At 39.8% G+C, this 19,371-nt stretch carries 24 protein-coding genes; all 24 read left to right on the forward strand.

Translation table 11 applies throughout. The features are described 5' to 3' along the window. Nucleotides 1-31 precede the first annotated feature (31 nt). The 24 genes from ACOAOT_RS23840 (at nt 32) to ACOAOT_RS23955 (ending at nt 19,363) form a co-directional block, all read left to right on the forward strand. On the forward strand, nt 32-439 hold the full coding sequence (locus ACOAOT_RS23840; RefSeq protein ID WP_420219211.1) for a type II toxin-antitoxin system HicB family antitoxin: 408 nt from the start codon (nt 32-34) through the stop codon (nt 437-439). A gap of 353 nt (nt 440-792) precedes the next feature. Beyond that, nucleotides 793-1,275, forward strand: coding sequence for a DNA-packaging protein (locus ACOAOT_RS23845; RefSeq protein WP_420219212.1), 483 nt, complete (start codon nt 793-795; stop codon nt 1,273-1,275). A 2-nt stretch (nt 1,276-1,277) separates the two neighbouring features. Next, the gene (locus ACOAOT_RS23850; protein WP_420219213.1) at nt 1,278-3,119 is read left to right on the forward strand and encodes a terminase gpA endonuclease subunit; all 1,842 of its coding nucleotides are present in this window, start codon (nt 1,278-1,280) and stop codon (nt 3,117-3,119) included. A gap of 12 nt (nt 3,120-3,131) precedes the next feature. Continuing rightward, the gene (locus ACOAOT_RS23855) at nt 3,132-3,368 is read left to right on the forward strand and encodes a DUF6148 family protein (RefSeq protein ID WP_420219214.1); all 237 of its coding nucleotides are present in this window, start codon (nt 3,132-3,134) and stop codon (nt 3,366-3,368) included. A 4-nt stretch (nt 3,369-3,372) separates the two neighbouring features. Then, nucleotides 3,373-4,893: a phage portal protein gene (locus ACOAOT_RS23860; RefSeq protein ID WP_420219215.1), complete on the forward strand. Its 1,521-nt coding sequence runs from the start codon at nt 3,373-3,375 to the stop codon at nt 4,891-4,893. After that, nucleotides 4,823-5,449, forward strand: a complete 627-nt coding sequence (locus ACOAOT_RS23865) for an HK97 family phage prohead protease (protein ID WP_420219474.1) — start codon at nt 4,823-4,825, stop codon at nt 5,447-5,449. The genes ACOAOT_RS23860 and ACOAOT_RS23865 overlap by 71 nt, the downstream gene beginning before the upstream one ends. A 9-nt stretch (nt 5,450-5,458) precedes the next feature. After that, the gene (locus ACOAOT_RS23870; RefSeq protein WP_420219216.1) at nt 5,459-6,976 is read left to right on the forward strand and encodes a phage major capsid protein; all 1,518 of its coding nucleotides are present in this window, start codon (nt 5,459-5,461) and stop codon (nt 6,974-6,976) included. 18 nt (nt 6,977-6,994) lie between these two features. Further along, entirely contained in the window at nt 6,995-7,324 is a 330-nt protein-coding gene (locus ACOAOT_RS23875) for a DUF2190 family protein (RefSeq protein WP_420219217.1), read from the forward strand. 3 nt (nt 7,325-7,327) lie between these two features. After that, nucleotides 7,328-7,594 carry a hypothetical protein gene (locus ACOAOT_RS23880; RefSeq protein ID WP_420219218.1) on the forward strand — a complete coding sequence of 89 codons (267 nt, stop codon included), beginning with the start codon at nt 7,328-7,330 and terminating at the stop codon, nt 7,592-7,594. Then, the gene (locus tag ACOAOT_RS23885) at nt 7,591-7,923 is read left to right on the forward strand and encodes a hypothetical protein (protein WP_420219219.1); all 333 of its coding nucleotides are present in this window, start codon (nt 7,591-7,593) and stop codon (nt 7,921-7,923) included. Before ACOAOT_RS23880 ends, ACOAOT_RS23885 begins: the two co-directional genes overlap by 4 nt. Continuing rightward, entirely contained in the window at nt 7,920-8,534 is a 615-nt protein-coding gene (locus ACOAOT_RS23890) for a phage tail protein (protein WP_420219220.1), read from the forward strand. Before ACOAOT_RS23885 ends, ACOAOT_RS23890 begins: the two co-directional genes overlap by 4 nt. After that, nucleotides 8,535-9,083, forward strand: coding sequence for a hypothetical protein (locus ACOAOT_RS23895; protein WP_420219221.1), 549 nt, complete (start codon nt 8,535-8,537; stop codon nt 9,081-9,083). Beyond that, on the forward strand, nt 9,083-9,412 hold the full coding sequence (locus ACOAOT_RS23900) for a hypothetical protein (RefSeq protein WP_420219222.1): 330 nt from the start codon (nt 9,083-9,085) through the stop codon (nt 9,410-9,412). The genes ACOAOT_RS23895 and ACOAOT_RS23900 overlap by 1 nt, the downstream gene beginning before the upstream one ends. Nucleotides 9,413-9,417: 5 nt before the next feature. Next, complete coding sequence (locus ACOAOT_RS23905) at nt 9,418-10,866, forward strand: phage tail sheath family protein (RefSeq protein ID WP_420219223.1); 1,449 nt, start codon at nt 9,418-9,420, stop codon at nt 10,864-10,866. Between the two features lies 1 nt (nt 10,867). Beyond that, on the forward strand, nt 10,868-11,401 hold the full coding sequence (locus ACOAOT_RS23910) for a phage major tail tube protein (RefSeq protein ID WP_420219224.1): 534 nt from the start codon (nt 10,868-10,870) through the stop codon (nt 11,399-11,401). 11 nt (nt 11,402-11,412) lie between these two features. Next, complete coding sequence (locus ACOAOT_RS23915; RefSeq protein ID WP_420219225.1) at nt 11,413-11,775, forward strand: phage tail assembly protein; 363 nt, start codon at nt 11,413-11,415, stop codon at nt 11,773-11,775. A 141-nt stretch (nt 11,776-11,916) separates the two neighbouring features. Then, nucleotides 11,917-15,348 carry a phage tail tape measure protein gene (locus ACOAOT_RS23920; RefSeq protein ID WP_420219226.1) on the forward strand — a complete coding sequence of 1,144 codons (3,432 nt, stop codon included), beginning with the start codon at nt 11,917-11,919 and terminating at the stop codon, nt 15,346-15,348. Between the two features lie 17 nt (nt 15,349-15,365). After that, complete coding sequence (locus tag ACOAOT_RS23925) at nt 15,366-15,593, forward strand: tail protein X (RefSeq protein WP_420219227.1); 228 nt, start codon at nt 15,366-15,368, stop codon at nt 15,591-15,593. Beyond that, nucleotides 15,586-16,614 (forward strand): phage late control D family protein, encoded by a 1,029-nt coding sequence (locus ACOAOT_RS23930; RefSeq protein WP_420219228.1) that lies wholly within the window; start codon nt 15,586-15,588, stop codon nt 16,612-16,614. The genes ACOAOT_RS23925 and ACOAOT_RS23930 overlap by 8 nt, the downstream gene beginning before the upstream one ends. Before the next feature lie 15 nt (nt 16,615-16,629). Beyond that, nucleotides 16,630-16,962 carry a hypothetical protein gene (locus ACOAOT_RS23935; RefSeq protein WP_420219229.1) on the forward strand — a complete coding sequence of 111 codons (333 nt, stop codon included), beginning with the start codon at nt 16,630-16,632 and terminating at the stop codon, nt 16,960-16,962. Nucleotide 16,963: 1 nt separating this feature from the next. Beyond that, entirely contained in the window at nt 16,964-17,362 is a 399-nt protein-coding gene (locus tag ACOAOT_RS23940; protein WP_420219230.1) for a phage tail protein, read from the forward strand. Nucleotides 17,363-17,375: 13 nt separating this feature from the next. Beyond that, nucleotides 17,376-17,693 carry a GPW/gp25 family protein gene (locus ACOAOT_RS23945; protein ID WP_420219231.1) on the forward strand — a complete coding sequence of 106 codons (318 nt, stop codon included), beginning with the start codon at nt 17,376-17,378 and terminating at the stop codon, nt 17,691-17,693. Next, complete coding sequence (locus ACOAOT_RS23950; protein ID WP_420219232.1) at nt 17,686-18,819, forward strand: baseplate assembly protein; 1,134 nt, start codon at nt 17,686-17,688, stop codon at nt 18,817-18,819. The genes ACOAOT_RS23945 and ACOAOT_RS23950 overlap by 8 nt, the downstream gene beginning before the upstream one ends. Further along, nucleotides 18,812-19,363: a phage tail protein I gene (locus ACOAOT_RS23955; protein WP_420219233.1), complete on the forward strand. Its 552-nt coding sequence runs from the start codon at nt 18,812-18,814 to the stop codon at nt 19,361-19,363. The genes ACOAOT_RS23950 and ACOAOT_RS23955 overlap by 8 nt, the downstream gene beginning before the upstream one ends. The last annotated feature ends 8 nt before the right edge of the window (nt 19,364-19,371 follow it).

The raw sequence follows: 19,371 nt of genomic DNA on the forward strand, positions 1-19,371 counted from the left end.
ATGTTAAAACGGATTGAAAGGAGGAAGATTAATGAAATTAGTATATCCGGCAGTTTTTACACCATATGAAGATAATAGCGGTGGATACGTTGTTGAGTTTCCTGATCTACCAGGTTGCGTTACCGGTGGTGACGATATGGCAGAGGCTCTCTTCATGGCGGAAGATGCTGCAAGTGGCTGGCTGTTGACGGAACTGGAAGACGGTCATAAGCTGCCAGAAGCATCGAGCTTTAAGGGATTAAAGGCAGAGGGTAATCAGTTCGTCAATATGATTGCATTAGATATGGACTCTTATGCGGCAAAGTATGGAAACAAGGCAGTTAAGAAAACTCTTACTATTCCGGCTTATCTTAATACTTTTGCTGAAGAAAATAATATTAGTTGCTCAGCTGTTCTGCAAGACGCTCTAAACAAAATGGTACAGTCTTCAATACAGTAATAAATAGACCTCGTTTAAAGGCGCTCAGTAATTGAGCGCCTTTCCTCTAAGCATCGGTATGATTCCGGTGCTTTTATATTGCCTATGTACAATTGATAGATAAAATAATAAATTGTCAGATAATTTAAAAGGTACTTCCCAGGGGGGTGGCCCCCTTGCGGGGCGAGGAAGGCGCAGTATTTTTGGCTGTATAAGCAAAAAAAATAGGTCATTTCCTTCCGCTTTTTGTGGTGGAGGCATGGGTAGATGGTCCTTAAAAAAATAATGGGGAAGAGAGGAGGGGGAAACTGATGGAAGTCAACCAAAAGGAATTAGCACAATGCCTTGATTTATCGGATCGTCAGGTAAGAAATTTGAAAAAAGAAGGATTGTTCCGGACGCTAAAAAATGGAAGAGGATATAACCTTGAAGAGTGTATTAAGTCGTATATAAATTATAAAATAAATGCGGAAATGGGGAGGAGGACATCTATAACAAAAGAGGAAGTGCAGGCGGAACACGAAGAAGTAAAAAAACAAATATCACTTTTAAAGCTCCGTGCATTGCGCAGGGAGCTGCACACTGCAACAAATGTGGAGGCTTTCTTGTCAGATATGTTAATTCATTTTCGTAATCGAATTCTTTCTCTTCCTCCTAAATTGGCAATGGAGTTGAGCGGATCCACTGATGTAAATCACATGATCCAGGTAATAAATAAAAATTTGTCTGATGCTTTGGAAGAATTGTCTGAATACAATCCTGATGAAATAGACGGTATATCACCACAGGATGAGATTGAGGAGGGTGAGGAAGAGGAGGGCGAGGAAGAGGAGGAAGACGGATGGGGTGATGAATAATAATGTCGCGTGCAACAAGGGAACGTAAGAAAACAGCAAATCTCTTTCGTCGAGTAATTAAAAAAAGTCTAAAAAAACCAGAAGAGTTGACAGTAAGCCAATGGGCAGAGAAATACAGAATTTTAGATGAATCCAGTAATTTATCAGGCCGATGGTCAAATGATGTGACACCTTACCTTATCGGGATCATGAATGCACTAAATGATGATTATATCAGAGAAGTGTATCTTTGCAAAGGATCGCAGCTTGGTGGAACAGAAGTATTAATAAACACGTTAATGTATATCATTGACAAGAGTCCTGCTCCAACAATGATTGTCTATCCATCTGATGATTTGGCAAAAGATATATCCAATGATAAATTAAAGCCGGCTTTCAATCTGGTTCCTCAGATAAAGAAAGTATTCATGGAAAACTCTTCAAAAGAGTTGAGATTAAAATTTAAAACAATGGTCCTATACCTGCGTGGAGCTGGTTCCCCATCAAAGCTTGCGTCAAAAGCAATAAAATACCTTTTTTTTGATGAAATAGATAAAATTGGAGGGGCAACTAAAAAAGAGGCATCGCCATACAATCTTGCAATGGAGCGTATAAAAACGTTCAAATCACAAAGTAAGGTGTATGCTTGTTCTACGCCAACCCTTGCGACAAATTACATCTGGAAATTGCATGATGAGGCGGATGAAGTAAAACACTATTATGTACCATGCCCTCATTGTGGAGAATTCATCGAACTGCTATGGGAGCAGATAAAATTTGACAAAGATGAAGAAAAGAAATTAAGTCCATATGACAGAGCTAAAACCGCACGGTATGTTTGCCAGAAGTGCGGTTGTTTTATTGAAGATAAAGATAAACCCAAAATGCTCCGCGAAGGAAATTGGAAGAGTGTAAAAAAGCGAGGAATCGGAAGACCTAAAACACTTGGATTTTGGATCAGTTCCTTATACAGCATTTTCCTTACATGGGCGGACATAGCTGAAGAATTTCTGAAGTCTAAAGATGATCCGGAACTGCTTCAAAACTTTGTTAACAGTTGGCTGGCTGAACCATGGGAAGACACAAAATTAAAAACTTCAAGTGACTTGGTTATGGAGCGCCAGACTGATTTACCAGAAATGGTACTTCCGGCATGGACAAAACTGCTAACGGCAGGTGTGGATGTACAGGAAACAAGTTTATATTATTCGATAAGAGCATGGGGGAAATTTACAACAAGCCAAAATATAACACATGGTCAGGTTCTTTCGTTCTCAGAAATCGAAGATATTATGAACTTAGAGTGGGTAACAGAAGACGGTAGAAAGATGATTGTTAACCTAGCGTTAATTGATTCAGGATATCAACCGGATGATACTTATGATTTTTGTGTTAACAATTCAGATTGGGCATTGCCATGTAAAGGTGCTTCAAATCCTATGAGGGATAGATATAAGATCAGCAAAGTGGATAAGGCGAGTTCCAAGGCGTATGGAATGCAACTGGTGATTATTGATGGGGGACAGTTTAAGGATTCCATCATGGCACGTATGCAAAAAGAAAATGGTACAGGAAGTTGGATGGTGTACAAGGGGTGTGATGATGAATATGCTTCTCAGGTAACGTCCGAACACAAAATTATGACAAAAGCTGCAAATGGAGCTAAAAGATTGCAATGGGTACAAAAAAAATCACATGGCGATAACCATTACCTTGACTGCGAAGTATATAGTATGGCTGCAGCTGAGATCCTTGGCGTAAGGCGGCTCCATTTAGAACAGGAAGAGCAGGAAGAGAAATCTGCTGAAAGCAAAGAGTTTAAACCAGAAGAAACATGGATACAGCAGCAGGATGATTGGTTGTAAGGAGGGATGAAATTGGAAAATGAAATATTGCTAATGGGAACGCCAGAAGAACAATTAGGCATTGTAAATGATGCCATATATGCAATTCTAAAGGGAGGTCAGTCATATAAAATTGGAACTCGACAGCTGCAAAGAGCTGATTTGTCATTGCTTATGGACATGCAGCTTAAATTGCAGTCACGAATAGCAAACAATAGCCGAAGCCCGTTACTAGCCGATACGGTAGTGGCAGTGTTTGATGGGAGGTAATCATTTGAATTTATTAGATCAAGCGATAGGTTATATATCACCAGAACTTGGATATAAAAGAGAGGCTTACCGCAGAGCATTAGAGGAATCAAGGAATTATGATGCAGCTGGATATGATCGCATAAACGCAAATTGGAGAGTATTTAATGAGTCTGCTGAAATGACTGATCGTTACGGGCGTGACACAGTTAGAGCCAGGGCCAGAGACTTAGAAAGAAATTCAGATATCATGAACGCCGTGTTAGGAGCCTACAAAAGGAACGTATATGGTGGAGGCTACCGCCTGAGAGCCAATAGCGGAAAAGATGATATTAATAATATTATTGAAAAAATGTGGAAGATTTGGTGTAAAAAACAGAATTGTGATGTGACAGGGACTCAAAATTTCAGTGCATTAATGCGAATGGCAATACAAAGAAAAAAAGTAGATGGTGGAATTATCTTCTTAAAAAGATATACTACGGGAGGTTTTATACCGTTTAAGTTACAGGCGTTGGAGGTGGATGAGTTAGATTTGACGGCTGCAACGCCAAAAGACCAAAAAAACAAGGTAGTGGGTGGCATTGAATACAATGCTTACAATCGTCCGGTGGGCTATTTCTTTAATCAATACAGCATTGACGGTATGACAATGGCCGAACCGGTTTACATAGATGCAAAAGATGTAATTTTTCTTTTTACAAAAACACGGCCTTCTCAAATCAGGGAAATGTCAGATATGACACCAACTATTACAAGAATTAGGGATGCAAATGAATTTATGAGAGCAGTGGCAGTAAAAGAGAGGATTTTGGCTTGTTTTTCTGTTTTCGTAGAAAAAGCCTTGCCGGTGGCTGGAATAACACCAGGGCGTGGAGTGGGAGGAGATGGGGCTGCTACTGATAAGTATGATGGAAAAACGCTTACGCCAGGAATGATTCATTATCTTAACCAAGGGGACAAAGCTCAGGCGGTTGTGCCAACCGGTCAAGCAACCGATGCAACAGCTTATATCAAGCAGGAAGTCCGTTTGGTAGGTGCCGGGCAGGGGCTAAGCTATGAAACCACAAGTAGGGATATGTCAGAGAGTAATTATAGTTCTGCAAGGCAGGGACTAATCGAAGACGACTTGACATACGGAGAGGATAAGGATCTTCTTGTGGAAGTAATGGATGAGATCTATGAAACGTTTGTTATTTCCTTGGTACTGGCTGATAAAATCAAGGTTAACGATTTTTGGGAAAAGAAAGAAAGCTACCTTGAACACAGTTGGATACAGGCACCGAAACGCTGGATTGATCCTGTAAAAGAAGCAAACGCAAATAAGACGGCTCTTAATACTGGTCAAAAAACCTGGGCGAATCTTGCGTCTGAAAACGGTAGAGATTGGAAGGAGCAGATTGATGAAATGGCTGAAATCATGGCATATGGTCAAGAAAAAGGAATTGATATGGGAGGTGTGATGTTTGGAAACAATGGAAAAACAAATACTAACGCGAACACAGGAGCAAAAGAAGCGGGAGGAAATTCAGGGGAATCTAAGTAGAATATTTCATGGTTTATCTATTAGGGCAGTTGAAGGGGAAGATCGTACCTTTGAACTGTCTTTTTCGTCTGAAGAACCATATTCGCGTTGGTGGGGAGTTGAAATATTAGATCACTCTCCTGGGTGCGTGGACCTTGAACGCCTTAATAGCATTGGTTGCGTACTTTTTAATCATAATCGGGATAGAGTTTTAGCAAATATTTTGAAAGCATGGATTGAAGATGGAAGAGGCTATGCAAAAATAAGGTTTGATGATGACGATGAAGCAGATGTAATTTATAAAAAAGTTAAAAGCGGCACCTTAAAAGGCGTATCAGTTGGTTATGGCGTTGAACTTTGGGAAGAAGTGCCAGCGAATAAAAAAAGTTCAGATGGACGTTTTACAGGACCTTGCGATATTGCAAAAAAATGGACAGGGCTTGAAATATCTATTGTATCGGTACCGGCCGATCCTACAGTTGGAGTAGGACGGAGTGCGGAAGAAACAGGAATTGAAACCGGGAGAATGTTGGACGTTTATATCCGGCAACTTCAAATAAATAAGAATAAATATTAGGAGGAATCTATGAACAGAAAAGATCAGATTATGCAGAGGCAGCAGGAAATTGTGAATGCTGCAAAAACAGAACGCAGATCATTAACTACGGAAGAGCAGGCGGAGTTTGATACTCTGCAGAGAGAACTTGAAACGCTTGGAGATAGTGGGGAAGACCAAGGCGAAAGAAGTGCTGAAAACACAGGTGCAGATGGACATACATCGAGACTTACGCCGGGGCAGGCTGCACAGAGAGCAATAGAGGAAGAACGGAAAAGAGTTGCTGATATTACAAGCCTCTGCCGTTCATTTGGGGTTGAATTTGATGAATATGTTAGAACTGGAAAGAACATCGAAGATGTGAGGGAGGCAGTATTGGACCAGCTTCAGAGGAATCATAACCCAATTGGAATGAGAGTGACGGCAGATGAAGGAGATAAGTTCCGGGAACGGGCGACTGATGCTTTGATGATGAGAGCAGGAAGGGAAGTGGTTAAACCTGCCGATGGTGCCGCGCAGATGAGGGGAATGAGCCTTAGAGATTTGGCAGTTGAATGTCTTGCAAGAGAAGGACAGGGAGATACTCTGTCTCTTATGAGAATGGACCCTACGGAAATGTACAATACGCTATGCCGACAGTTTTACAATCCTACATCAGCATTTCCGGCAATCATGGATAATACCATAAAGAAAAGTATTGTCCAGTTATACAATCAGGTTCCTACAACATTCCAGGCTTGGACTGGGAAAGGCAGCCTGAAAGATTTTAAGGAAACAAAGGACCATGAGTATGTAATTGGAGGGACAGGCGATTTCTTGAAAGTCCCTGAAAATGGCGAATTAAAGGCAGATAAGCCAAACACAGAAATGATGCCAAGTCGAAAACTTGATACATATGGCAAGCAGTTTAGTATGAGCAGACAAGCGTTCATTAATGACGATATCAGCTTTTTAACTGAAGTGCCAGGGTTATATGCAACAAGAGCAAAAAAGACTATTGATAAACAGGTGTATTCTTTGATGTATAACAATGCAAAAGTTTTCGATGGAACGCCGCTCTTCCATGCAAACCACAAAAATTTACTTACAGAAGGAAGCAAACCAACTCAGGCCGCTATCCAGAAAATAATTTTACAGATGCAGAAGCAGGTAGATCAGTTTGGAGAAGCAATTTATATTACACCTCAGCACATTATCGTACCGGTGGGATATGAATTTGATCTTGCGGTTATTCTGCACTCTGCTCAGGTAACGGGATCAGCTAATAATGATGTAAACCCGTTATTTAATTATCCGCTCAATGTTGTGCAGACACCGGTTCTTAATGCCCTTGCAGGCACGAATGCTGCACCGTGGTTTATGGTAGCAAATCAGATGAGTGCAAAGTCTGTGCAGGTAGATTACTTAAACGGCCAGGAAACTCCAACAGTAAGAAGAATGGAAGCACCAGGGGTATTAGGATTCACTTGGGATATTTATCTTGATTGGGGTATTTCTGTAAGAGATTTCAGGGGCATGGCTAAAAATCCAGGTGAGGTAATTGCGTAAGCGGAAAGGAGATAAAAGATGAGTAAAGCGAGTTATTTTCAGCGAGGAGAATCGCTGGATTATGTCAATCACACAACGGAGAAAATCGAAGCATTAAGCATTATCGAATTAGTATCAAGGATTGGAATAGCAGGTGATGATATTGCAGCAGGAGAAATGGGTACTGTCATTGTGTCGGGAGTGTTTGAGATTCAAAAAACCGATACAACAGCAATTACCATGGGGACGCTTGTATATTACGATGGTACAGGCATAACTACTACAGCGACAGGAAACATACCAGCTGGATATGCGGCAGCAGATGCGGCAGCAGGAGATAGCACCATGATTGTAAAACTGTTAGGATAGCCCATGAAACTGATAGCAACATGTCCTATTCTCTACAAAAATAAGCAGTATGTTCCAGGAGAAGAGCTTCCGATAAATACCGATATGCATAAAATATGGGTGGAATGTGGCAGCGCAATCCTGTCGGAAGGAACGACAGAAAAGAAAATAAGAACAAAAGCCCGGAGTGTTACGGCACAGGCCGGGCTTTTTGGTACTGCTACAAATTCCGAATCAGAAGAAAATTTGATTGGAAGGGTGCCTGTCACTGAGAGGAGGCGTAGAAAATGAAAAGCTTTAAGGATTTGCTTTCTGACGATGTAAATAATGTATTCATGAACAAGGCTGAGTTTGCAGAAGAGCATATTATCGGGGACAGAGGAATGACCATCATTGTCGATGAAGCAGAAATTTTTGAACGAAGTAAAAAGCAAATTGAACAGGGGAGAATCGAGGGAGTATACAAAAGACAAATAATGTTTTATGTATCGAAGAAGATTTTCGGAAGAATGCCTGCAATTGGAAGCGTTTTAAAAGTTGATGGTATGAACTACCGGGTGACAGATGCAGTTGATGAAGGTGGAGTTTATTCCATAACAGTAGGGTATTTTGCACAATGAATATAACAATAAGTGTACCTGAAGAGACAATCAAAGAAATGGTAAAAAGGCTTGATGAAGTAAAAAGGAAGCCTAAATCTGTTATAAAAGCAGCAGTAAATAATACATCAAAAAAAGCGCAAAGCCTTCTGGCTCAAAAAGCATCAAAAGTTTATGCCGGAAAAGTTGCCCAGAAAGGATCAGTTATATCTGCATCAGAAATCCAAAAAGCAAGTGCAGAAACCCTGTCCGCAATTATTAAATTTAGATCCCCGGTTCATGAAATCAAGGAATTTCATGTTTCAAGCCTCTCGTTAAGTAAAACATCATATAAAAAGAACGGAAAAAGAGGGGGGCGAAAGATTAAAGGAAATGTTTTAAAAGGATCTTCAAAGCCGTTAGATGCTTTTGTAGTTCAATTTAAAAATGGACATATTTCAGTTGTGAGCCGGGTTCCGGGGAGCAAAATGAAAAGCAATCCAAAGAAAGAAAAAATAAGAAAGTTGCTCTCTCCATCATATCCAGTAATGATAAAAAATGAAAAGGTATATGGAGAAACATCTGACGAAATTGCAAGTATTCTAAGTGAGCAGGTTGCAAAGGTTATGGATAAAGTTCTGGGAGGTAAATAAGTGGAAAACAACATAAGAGCAGTAACGCCATTATTTTTTCAGCAAGCACTTGCGGATGAGGTAAAGCGTTTAACAGATGATATGCTATTTCATACGGCAAAAAACGGTGATAATCTGGTGCATTTGGAAGTGTTTCTCCAATCCCTTCCTATTCCTGTATTTAAAAATGACGATCAGTTAAGTACAGATTTCAGCTCGTTTGAATATGAAAATGGTCAGATAGACGATCAAATTTTAAAATGCCCGTGGTGCATTGTCAAAATAATTAACGGAGAAATTCCGGGAATTAATGAAGCTCAATTGCTGAATGTAGCAATTTGTTTCGGTATATTCAACGATGATGTGAAGAACCAGGGGCACAGGGAAATGTTAAATTTATTTCAGAGGGTATATAGTAGATTTGCTGTAGACCCTCTTTTAGATAAACAATACACCTGCACAGGAGAGTTTGAGTGGGCGTTACAGGATGAAGATACACACCCATATTTTTTCGGAGCAATAAGCACAAAATTTAAAATGGCAGGTTATAGAAGGGAGAATAAGTTTTAATGAAAACTCAAACTATCAATGTAAGCAGCATAGAGTCAGAGGAAACTGTTGCTATGGCTAAAATGGTTGCTGAAGATACAGCAGCAACCGTAACCGAAGTAAACAAAAAGATTTATATTGGTCCCACATTTAAAGGAGTGGTGAATGGAACTGTATTTAAAGGAGATTTACCACCGATGCTACAGACCGCAATTAAAGATTTACCGGCAATAGGGGAACTTGTTATACCACTTGCCGATTTGATAAAGGCAAACAAGGAACTGTCCATTCCGAAAAGTTCGTTAAACAGATTTTTTGAAATGGCTAAAAAGTATGGGAGAGGAGAATAAAACTCATGGCTTATAACCATCGGATTTACACAAATGAAATTGGCACACAGCTTACAACACCAATAGAGGGAACAGCAGCATTACAGGTTGTTGTAGGGACTGCACCGGTTAACCTGGCTGCGGATCCGGCCGCAGCAGTTAATGTGCCTATAATTGCTTATGATTTTCCAGAGGCACAAAAGCAACTTGGGTACAGTACTGAATTTGATAAATATACCTTATGCCAATCGATGTATGCCAGTTTCCAGATATTTGCTGTTGCACCGGTTATATTTATTAATGTATTGGATCCAGCAGTTCATAAAAAGGCATTTAGTAAAAATAATGTATTGGTATCCTCAAAAGCAGCAACAATTTTAGACACAGGAATCATGCTTGATACCCTGGCAGTTAAAGATCAGGCGGATGTTGCTCTGGTTAAAAATACTGATTATGTTGCAGCTTTTAATTCATCGGGAGGTATTGACATTACTTTGTTAACAACCGAAAAGACGGTCAGTGTTACAGGTCTTAATGTTTCAGCTGATCAGTTGGATCCTACACTGGTGACAGAGGATGACATTGTTGGCGGATATGAAACTGCAACAGGGAAAGAAACGGGACTGGAACTTGTAAGACAGGTATATCCCAAATTCGGGTTAACACCGGGGATTATTATTGCTCCAGGCTGGTCGCATAAAGCTACTGTTGCAGCTGTCATGTGTGCAAAGACAACGGATATTAATGGGATATTTACCTGCGAGACGGCAATTGATATGGATACATCAACAAAAGTGTATACAGGATTATCAGCAGCCAAAACTGAAATCGGTGTTATAAGTAAACATGCTATCCTTTTATGGCCTAAAGTTAGATTAGGGACTATGGTTTTTGCATATTCCGCAATTTGGGCAGCTATGACTGCATATACAGATGCTGCAAACGGAGACATTCCATATAAGAGCCCATCAAATGAATTACTTAATATGAGTGCAGCAGTTTTGGAAGACGGGACAGAAGTAGTACTTGATACAAGTACGGCTGAGGTTGTTAACTCATATGGAATTGTAACAGCCATAAATGATGGGGGCTGGAAAGCGTGGGGAAATAACACAGCTGCTTACCCTGGGACAACAGACCCCAAAGATCGATGGATTGCATGTAGAAGAATGATGAGCTGGTATCGTAATCATTTTATTCTTACATATAAAGCAAAGGTAGACGATCCTGCAAATTATCGGTTGGTTGAAGCTGTTGTGGATGCAGAAAACCTTTACCTGAATGGCCTTGCTTCAAGTGGAAATATTGCCGGTGGAATAATTTCATTTAACGAAGATGAAAATCCAATTGAATCCATTATCAACGGAAAGATCGTTTTCAAAACGAAAATTGCATTCTGGACACCGGCTGAGTATATTGTAAACAATATCGAATTTGACCCGACAATCATTAAAACAGCGTTAGGAGGCGAATAATATGGAGTTTAATAACTCAATAATTCCAGAGGTAGTTCATGGATTCAGTGTCTATGATGGGGATGGAGATCAGCTCATTGGTATTACTGATGCAATGAGCATGGCGGATTTATCAAGTAAAGTGGCAACTATCACCGGGGCAGGTATTGCCGGATCTTATGATGTGCCGGTAGTCGGCCATTTTGACTCTATAACACAGGAGATACCTTTCAGGATCTTATACAAGCCGATTTTTGAGTTTGCAAATCCGATGAAGCAGGTGGGATTTAATGTAAGAGGTGCCATACAGGTAACGGATAAAACCACAGGAGTTTCAGACTTTACCGGTTTCCGCTATGTTGTGAAAGGCCGTTGTAAAACAATGTCGCCAGGAGATTTAAAGCCGGGAGATGTAATGAATTCGAAGATTACTATCGAAGCTGTCTACATCCTGTATGAAATCAACGGTGAAAAACTGATTGAAATTGATAAACTGAATAACATTTACCGCATAAACGGTATAGATCTGCTGGAAAAAGTGCGTAAATTTTGTTGATGGAGGAGAATATGAATAAACAGGAAAATAATTTATTAAATGAGGCTGCCGATCAGGCAGCCTCTTCTGATGCACATGAACTGAAAATACCTCTCTACGATCCGTATATGTTTGATGGAGTGGAAGTCAAAGAAATCGACCTTTCCGGTCTTTATAATATGACCGCGGAGGATATGTTCGCGGTTGATGATCAGATGCGCAGATTTGGATATTCCGGATCAAATCCAGAAATCACAAGGAGATATGCTTTGCTGACGGCAGCCAGGGTAAATCATAAGCCGTGGGAATGGTGCAACACCATGAGAGCAAGGGATGCAGTAAGAATAAAAAATGTGGTTTCCGCTTTTTTTTACATGCCGGGATCCGCCCGGTAGATACGGAACTGATCAGAAAAAACTGTATAAAATTATCACTCATGACACATACGGGGTTGGATTATCTTTTTAAACTACCACTCGAAGAATTAAAAATTATCTTTAAATCTATAGCCGAAGAAAATAAGAACGGAGGATCAAATGGCAAATAAAGAATATGAATTGGCAATAAGAATTGCAGGTATGATTGACCAGTCATTAGGTGATGCATGTAACTTAACAAAAAAGCAACTCCGTTCGGTGGCAAAAGAGGCAGCTTCTGCAACAAAAGAGAATACAAGTTTCTCTACCGCAATGAAAAATTCCGGAAGCGGTATTGACAGTATGTGGAATGGTGCAACCAATGCTGTAAAAACTACAGCAGAAGTGCTGCTTGCAGCAGGAGCGGCAGCAGGAGTGGCTGGAGGGGTAATAATCAATGTCGGTTCAGATTTCGAATCTGCATTTGCGGGTGTAAGAAAAACGGTAAATGCAACGGATGCACAAATGGCTGATCTTGAAGAAGGTATTCGTGAGATGGCGAAAAATAAGCCACAGACAGCCGTAGAACTTTCTGAAATTGCGGAAGCAGCTGGACAGCTGGGAATACATACAGAAAATATTGAAGATTTTACAAGTACTATGGCGGACCTAAAGGTGGCAACTAATCTGGGGGATGAAGGTGCTGCAGAATTTGCTAAATTTGCAAATATTGTCGGTATGTCACAAGATAAATTTGAAAATCTCGGAAGCGCAGTTGTAGCCTTGGGAAATAATTCTGCAACAACTGAGGCGGATATTATGGAAATGGCTATGAGAGTTGCGGGAGCGGGGCACCAGGTTGGAATGACAGAAGCTGATATTTTGGGTTTTGCCGCTTCTCTTTCAAGCGTAGGAATCGATGCAGAGGCCGGAGGATCGGCTATTAGTAAAGTAATGGTAGGAATGCAACTTGCAACGGAAAAAGGCGGAGAAAGTCTGAATCAGTTTGCTAATGTTGCAAATATGAGCAGCAGTCAATTTGCAACATTATTTAAAGAAGATTCCGCAAAGGCAATCACCGCTTTCATTGCAGGATTAAACGATACGGACAGGTTAGGACAATCGGCAATCGCTACACTGGATGACATGGATATTAAAGAAGTACGGTTGAGGGATACACTGCTAAGAGCTGCAAGTGCGAGTGACCTTTTTAACAACACGCTGGATTTATCGAGTAGAGCGTTTGAAGAAAACACAGCGCTTACAAAAGAAGCAGAGCAGCGCTATGCAACATTCGAAAGCCGTACAGATATGGTAAAGAACAGAATAACTGACATGGGAATTACATTATATCAGGATTTTCGTGATCCTCTTTCAGATGCATTAGATGTTGCACTGCAGTTTACAGATAAAGCTGATTTGTTTGATCCGAAGTATATTGATAATGTCGCTAAAAACTTTCAAAAGAGCATTCCAACGGTTATAAGGCAGGTTAAGGATGCAAAAGATGCTGTCGTAGATTTCGCAGGCCCATTTATAGAGGTTGGTGATTGGATGATTGAGCATCCGGATATAATAGCTGGCACTCTCGCAGGAATTGGTACAACAATCACTTCACTGAAGCTAATAAAAACAGTACAGGATGCAGCAACAGCAATGAATGTTTTTCGTCTGGCTATGATGGGAAATCCTATAACAGCCGCGTTAGGCGTAATAGCATTAGCTGGCGGGGCTATTATTGGAGTTTCTACAAAAATGAAAATGGCAAACGCAGAGATGAAGAAGCAAAATCTTGCGGAGCATTTTGGGGATATTAGCCTGTCATTGGGTGAATTAAACGAAATGGCGGCCCATATTGTTGGAGAAAAAACATTAAATGAGCTAAGTACTGCAATGGAAGAACTTGGAAAAGTGTCGGATATATCAGATGAATTAAAGAGAAGCTCTCAATCATTAAATAAACTGGTATGGAAAATTGGCATGGGGATTGAACTGGATGACGCAGACAAAGAATCTTTTAAAAATGCCATTGATGGCATGGTGGAAAGCAGCATAGATCTGGTGGAACAAGCACAGTTTACAGCACAAATAAATGTCAAAGCCTTATTTGGTGAAGGTAATGAAACCGGAAGGCAACTTATAAATGGTTTTGATAGTATGTATGCAGGTATTAATACTGAGGTAAAAATTCTTGGTAAGCGATTAGGAGAAGCCTACAATGATGCTATGGAAGATGGAATCATTAGTACAGATGAGGCTAAAATCATACAGGAATTGCAAGAACAGCTTGCAACAATAACAGAGCAGGTGTCTCAGGCTCAGACCGATGCTGCATTTGAAAGAATAAGACAAGAATATTCTGGAAAAAAAATGGATGCAGACACGTTCCAGAATCTACAGAATGAAACACAGGAGCTTACTAACAACCTCATATCTTCGAGTAGGCAGTCCTATCAATATACGCTTGGATCGCTAAATTTAAGACTTGAAAGAAGTAAAAAAGGTCAAATAGACAAAGAAGATCCTGACTATCTCACTCAGGCAGGTTATAACAATCTTGAGAAAGAGACTAACAATCAGTATGCAATCAAACGCATTGAAATAGGCTTAAATCAGGTTTCGTTTGGTGCTGATACCCTGAAGGGGGCTTACAATGATGAACTTTCTAAAATCCTACCAGATCTTTCTGACATGACAAATAAAGCCTTGATAAGCGCTATAAGTAATGGAGTGCAAGGCGAAGAACCCCTTATTGACTGGACAGCGGAACAAGTGGGATCTTGGATGAATATGCAAGGACTATCAGACGTGTCCAGGCAAAATATTACGGATTTATGGAATAAATCAATAGAACCGCAATTTAAGGAAATGATGGAACAAAAAAAGCAGCTTGAATCTGAGGGAAAAGAAATAGATAAAGCTCTCGCTGATGGAATTAAAAATGCTGCAGCAATAGGTACGGTAGCTGGAAGTAGAGATGCTATGTATGCTTTGCTTGGAGATTCCGCTAAAAATAATCCAGAGTTTCAGAACACGCTGGCTTTAATGCAAGAAGCAGGGGGATACATACCGGAGTATACATCTATAGGTATAACAAATAACATTAATGCCGTAAATAAAGGTGTAGACACCTTGTATTCTCATGCACAGGAATATTTAGCGAGTAAGTTTGGTAATATGACGGTCTATGGAAATGTGGACTTTAACATGGAAGTAGGTAAGGTAACAACACGGCAATCTTCAACCGCAAATCCTCATGGTGTTGTGGGGCATGCGACAGGTGGGATTTTCGATGAAGAACATTTGGCATGGGTATCAGAAGGAAACAAAGCTGAAGCTATTGTGCCGCTTGATGGATCCAATAATGCGAAAAGCATTTGGCAAGCAGCAGGAGAGGCATTGGGAGTGGTGGGAACCGGTTCACAGTCAGTGAGTAGTACCACAGTTTCAAACTCACAGACAAGTACCGAAAGCAACCCTGTATTTGCACCAGTATTTCATATATATGGGGGAGATCAAGAATCAATTAAAAAAACGGTAGATGATAGTTACCAGAAATTTTCTGCATTTATGAAGCGATACCAGAAAGACCATGCACGGTTATCATTTTAATAGGAGGGCCTGAGCACATGTACAGTACATATACGACAATTAGCGGGCAGACATGGGACCAAATTGCTTATGAAGTTTACGGTAATGAATATTATTGTGATAAGCTCATGGATGCAAATCGGGATAAGCTTCAATATTTTGTCTTTCCTGATGGAATTATTCTAAAACTTCCGAGTAACGAAAGTTTGGCACAGGTATCTGTTTCTAGTGATTTTCCCACATGGAGGGCGATGCTGAATGGTTAATGCAAGATATGCAACATGTGAGGTATTGTACGATGGAAAGGAAGTGGGATTATCTGATAAGTTAGAAGATCTCAGTTACACAGATAATTCTTCCGGAGTATCAGATGAGGTTGCACTTACATTTAGTGGAAGAGATGCGGATTGGCTTAAAACTGATTTCTATCCTGAAAAAGAACATGATCTTGATGTGACTATCTGGCTTCATAATTGGAAGAATGATGGGGATTTATTAAGATATCACTGTGGAAAATTCACACTTGATGATCTTACATATTCAGGAAGTCCACGTCAATGTGTAATTCGTGGTGTGTCCGTACCGGCAGCACAATCATTTCAGACTGATCCAATATCAAAGACATGGAAAAAAGTCACTCTTAAACAAATTGCCCAAGAAGTGGTGGGAAAATATGGAATGAGTGAGTTGTACTATTGGGGGACAGAGTCGGTTATTGAGACGGTTGAGCAGAGCATGCAAACTGATAGTGCTTTTTTATATGATATCTGCGAAAAACAGGGAATGTTTCTTAAAATCTATAAAAATTCGCTTGTTATTTTTGATAAAGCAATTTATGAATCAAGAGGCATTACAGCAAAATATACAGAGTCAGATTTTGATGGAAATTGGGAATGGAATAGTACTTTAAACGGGACTTATACCGGAGCCACAATTTCATATATGGGACCGAAGCCGGAAAAACGAAAAAAAGGAGTTAAGCAACAAGTGATTGAAACTACTGTCGGAGAAGGCCCAAGGCTGCTGCATATTAATGAGAAGGCGGACAACATAGGGGAAGCTCAGAGAATAGCAAAAGCTAAAATCAATACTGAAAATGAGAAAGCAGTGGCTATTTCTTTTTCTGCAATGGGAGATCCGAATGTTGTTGCCACATGCAACATCGAACTATATGGGATGGGCAGGTGTGATGGTAAATATTTTGTAAATAAGGCAACGCATCAGGTATCAGGTAGCAGTGGATATACTATGAATGTGTCCGGATATCGTATTTTTGACAGGCTATAGAAGGGAGGAAGTGATGTGGCTGAGACTGGAACAAGAATAGGACTTGTTAGTTCGTACAACGCAGAGACTGGAAGTGCATCTATCTATTATCCAGACAGGAATCATGAGGTGACAGATGAAATGCCTGTTTTCGCTCCATTTGGTATTATTCAGACTCTTGAAAAGGATGATATGGTTCTGGTGTTACATTTATCAAATGGAGAAGCAGCAGGAATTGTAATGGGAGTATATTCAGCTGATGAAACTAATGAAATTGGACTTTTAGTTTCTGGTGGAAATCTTGCTTTTAAAGACAGCAATGGATCAATTACACTAAAGGAAATAATTGAAAAATGCAGGGAGGGCTGATATGGCAACAATAGGTAATTGGGGAAGTGTCATAAAATTTCAAACAAGTGACAAACGTATCCTTACCATTGATAAACTAAAGTACAGCTTTGCTGCAAGGATTAGTAAGCACAATATGATAAATGGCTGGCCAATTGTCGAATTTGTGGGACCGGACCTGCAAAGTACTACATTTAGTATTGAGTTGAATGCTATGCTGGGAGTAAGACCAAAAGTCATTGAAGATAAATTATGGTATAGCTTAGCTGAAGGGGTAACTGCTCCGCTTGTCATTGGGGGAAGAAATATTTGTAGCAGAGCAATGTTAACAAATATGAGCAGCGCTTACAATATAATTTTAAAAAGAGGTGAGATTATGTCAATGACGATTGATTTAACAATGATTGCATCTTACCGGTAAAGGGGGAATGATTATGGCGTTTAATCTATTATGGAACGATGATATGTCAGAAGTGGAAGATATATCGAGATGCATTAATAATATCTTAAGTATTCCATCAGGATCAGTACCGCTTGCGAGAGGGCTTGGGATTAATTGGACCAACCTGTCAAAGATTCCCCCGGAACTGGAAAACGATATTGCAACAGAAATTATTGAAAAAATAGAAAGCTATGAACCAAGAGTATCGGTTGCAGAGGTCAGAATTGAATATGATGACAGTGGGACTGCAAATGTAAATATTATTTTGCGGAAAGGAGATAGGTATGGGCAATATAAGCGCAGTGGATGATTATCCGGATATAAGCTTTATTAATAATTACTCAATAACAAAACTGGAAAATGATATGATGTCGTGGTTTAAAGAAAAAAGAAAAGAATTGACCGGTGAAGATATTGTACTTGCTGCAGCTGATGACAGAAGAATTATCTTACAGGCAGGCGCATATTTCATTTTTCAAGGGTATATGTTTTCTGATGATGCAGGGAAAATGGGATTATTAAAGTATAGTCGGGGAGAATTTCTGGAAAACCTGGGCGCTTTAAAACATGTGTACAGAAAAGCAGCAACGGGAGCATCCACAACGATCAGGTTCTCCATGGAAAGTGTTAGAACAACGGTTACAGGCATTCCGAAAGGAATAAGGTTAACGGCTGGAGATGGAATATATTTTTCCACGGATGTGTACAGTGAAATAAAAATTGGGGGAACGTATGTTGATGTATCAGCAACCTGTACCACTCCAGGAAGCGCGGGTAATAATTATGGTATAGGTGATATTTCGGCGGTTGTGGATGCAATACCTTACATATCTAAGGCTGAAAATATTACGGCTCCTGAAAATGGAACGGATATAGAGTCAGATGAGTCATTGAGAAAAAGGATATACATGGCTCCGGCATCCTATTCTACCGCTGGAACATTAGATTCTTACGAATATTATGTGAGAGAGTTCAATTCTACAGTATCAGATATATCTATTACCAGTACACAGCCATGTACAGTCACCGTAAGATATCTTCTTGAAAATGGAGAAGTGCCGGGAGAAGAATCTATCAATGAATTGAAAGAGTATCTGGAACAATCTTCTATTAAGCCTTTAACGGATAAAGTGGAAGTCTATGCGCCGGATTTAGTTCCATACAATCTTAATGTGAAATATTATATCAATCAGAGCGATAAGAACAGGGCAGAATCCATACAGCAAAAAGTTACAAATGCTATAAACGAGTATATATTATGGCAAAGATTAAAAATGGGTAGGGATATTAATCCAAATGAATTGATAAAGAGAGCTCTGGCAGCAGGAGCAAAAAGAATTGAAATTGCAGCTCCGGAATTTGCAACGGTAGATAGTGCTTCAGTGGCCTCTCTTGGAACATCAAGCATTACATATGGAGGATTGGAAGATGATTAGATTATCGGATGCAGAATTGATATCGGTACTTCCACCTTATTTAAAAGAGAATTATGATATGCAGGCTATGAGCTACGCTTTTAAAAAAGGCATGGAAATGATGCTTAAATTTGCAGGTGTATCAGCACTCTATGCAAACATTGACACTTTGCCAGATGAGGTTGTTGATCTGCTTGCCTTAGAATTACAAAGTCAGTATTACGATGAATCCATGGATATCGACATTAAACGGGATATAGTAAAAAACTCTATTGCATGGTATACAAAGGGTGGAACAGTATCTGCAGTAGATGAGATGGTGCAGACTGTATTTGGAGCAGGTGAAGTGGTGGAATGGTATAAATATGGTGGGGAACCAGGTACATTTTATATTAATACCAGTACGGAATTATCTCCTGATATTGTAAAGAAATTTAATGAAATCATCAATAAAGTAAAAAATATTAGATCTCATCTGACTAATGTAAAAATAAGTCGGGAGATTAAATGCCCGTGTTCTGTAACTGTTTATAATTACAACATACGCCATATTATTGTGCAGTAAGGGAGGAA

This window comes from Lacrimispora struthionigena (assembly GCF_048627165.1).
Taxonomy (GTDB): Bacteria; Bacillota; Clostridia; order Lachnospirales; family Lachnospiraceae; genus Lacrimispora.

Bases quoted from the DNA above. Each gene is read 5' to 3' on its own strand.
- ACOAOT_RS23945 (WP_420219231.1), top strand. From the start codon at position 17,376: ATGGCGTTTAATCTATTATGGAACGATGATATGTCAGAAGTGGAAGAT.
- ACOAOT_RS23930 (WP_420219228.1), top strand. From the start codon at position 15,586: ATGGTTAATGCAAGATATGCAACATGTGAGGTATTGTACGATGGAAAG.
- ACOAOT_RS23880 (WP_420219218.1), top strand. From the start codon at position 7,328: ATGAAACTGATAGCAACATGTCCTATTCTCTACAAAAATAAGCAGTAT.
- ACOAOT_RS23910 (WP_420219224.1), top strand. From the start codon at position 10,868: ATGGAGTTTAATAACTCAATAATTCCAGAGGTAGTTCATGGATTCAGT.
- ACOAOT_RS23955 (WP_420219233.1), top strand. From the start codon at position 18,812: ATGATTAGATTATCGGATGCAGAATTGATATCGGTACTTCCACCTTAT.
- ACOAOT_RS23885 (WP_420219219.1), top strand. From the start codon at position 7,591: ATGAAAAGCTTTAAGGATTTGCTTTCTGACGATGTAAATAATGTATTC.
- ACOAOT_RS23925 (WP_420219227.1), top strand. From the start codon at position 15,366: ATGTACAGTACATATACGACAATTAGCGGGCAGACATGGGACCAAATT.
- ACOAOT_RS23920 (WP_420219226.1), top strand. From the start codon at position 11,917: ATGGCAAATAAAGAATATGAATTGGCAATAAGAATTGCAGGTATGATT.
- ACOAOT_RS23840 (WP_420219211.1), top strand. From the start codon at position 32: ATGAAATTAGTATATCCGGCAGTTTTTACACCATATGAAGATAATAGC.
- ACOAOT_RS23870 (WP_420219216.1), top strand. From the start codon at position 5,459: ATGAACAGAAAAGATCAGATTATGCAGAGGCAGCAGGAAATTGTGAAT.
- ACOAOT_RS23915 (WP_420219225.1), top strand. From the start codon at position 11,413: ATGAATAAACAGGAAAATAATTTATTAAATGAGGCTGCCGATCAGGCA.
- ACOAOT_RS23890 (WP_420219220.1), top strand. From the start codon at position 7,920: ATGAATATAACAATAAGTGTACCTGAAGAGACAATCAAAGAAATGGTA.
- ACOAOT_RS23875 (WP_420219217.1), top strand. From the start codon at position 6,995: ATGAGTAAAGCGAGTTATTTTCAGCGAGGAGAATCGCTGGATTATGTC.
- ACOAOT_RS23900 (WP_420219222.1), top strand. From the start codon at position 9,083: ATGAAAACTCAAACTATCAATGTAAGCAGCATAGAGTCAGAGGAAACT.
- ACOAOT_RS23905 (WP_420219223.1), top strand. From the start codon at position 9,418: ATGGCTTATAACCATCGGATTTACACAAATGAAATTGGCACACAGCTT.
- ACOAOT_RS23850 (WP_420219213.1), top strand. From the start codon at position 1,278: ATGTCGCGTGCAACAAGGGAACGTAAGAAAACAGCAAATCTCTTTCGT.
- ACOAOT_RS23865 (WP_420219474.1), top strand. From the start codon at position 4,823: ATGGAAAAACAAATACTAACGCGAACACAGGAGCAAAAGAAGCGGGAG.
- ACOAOT_RS23940 (WP_420219230.1), top strand. From the start codon at position 16,964: ATGGCAACAATAGGTAATTGGGGAAGTGTCATAAAATTTCAAACAAGT.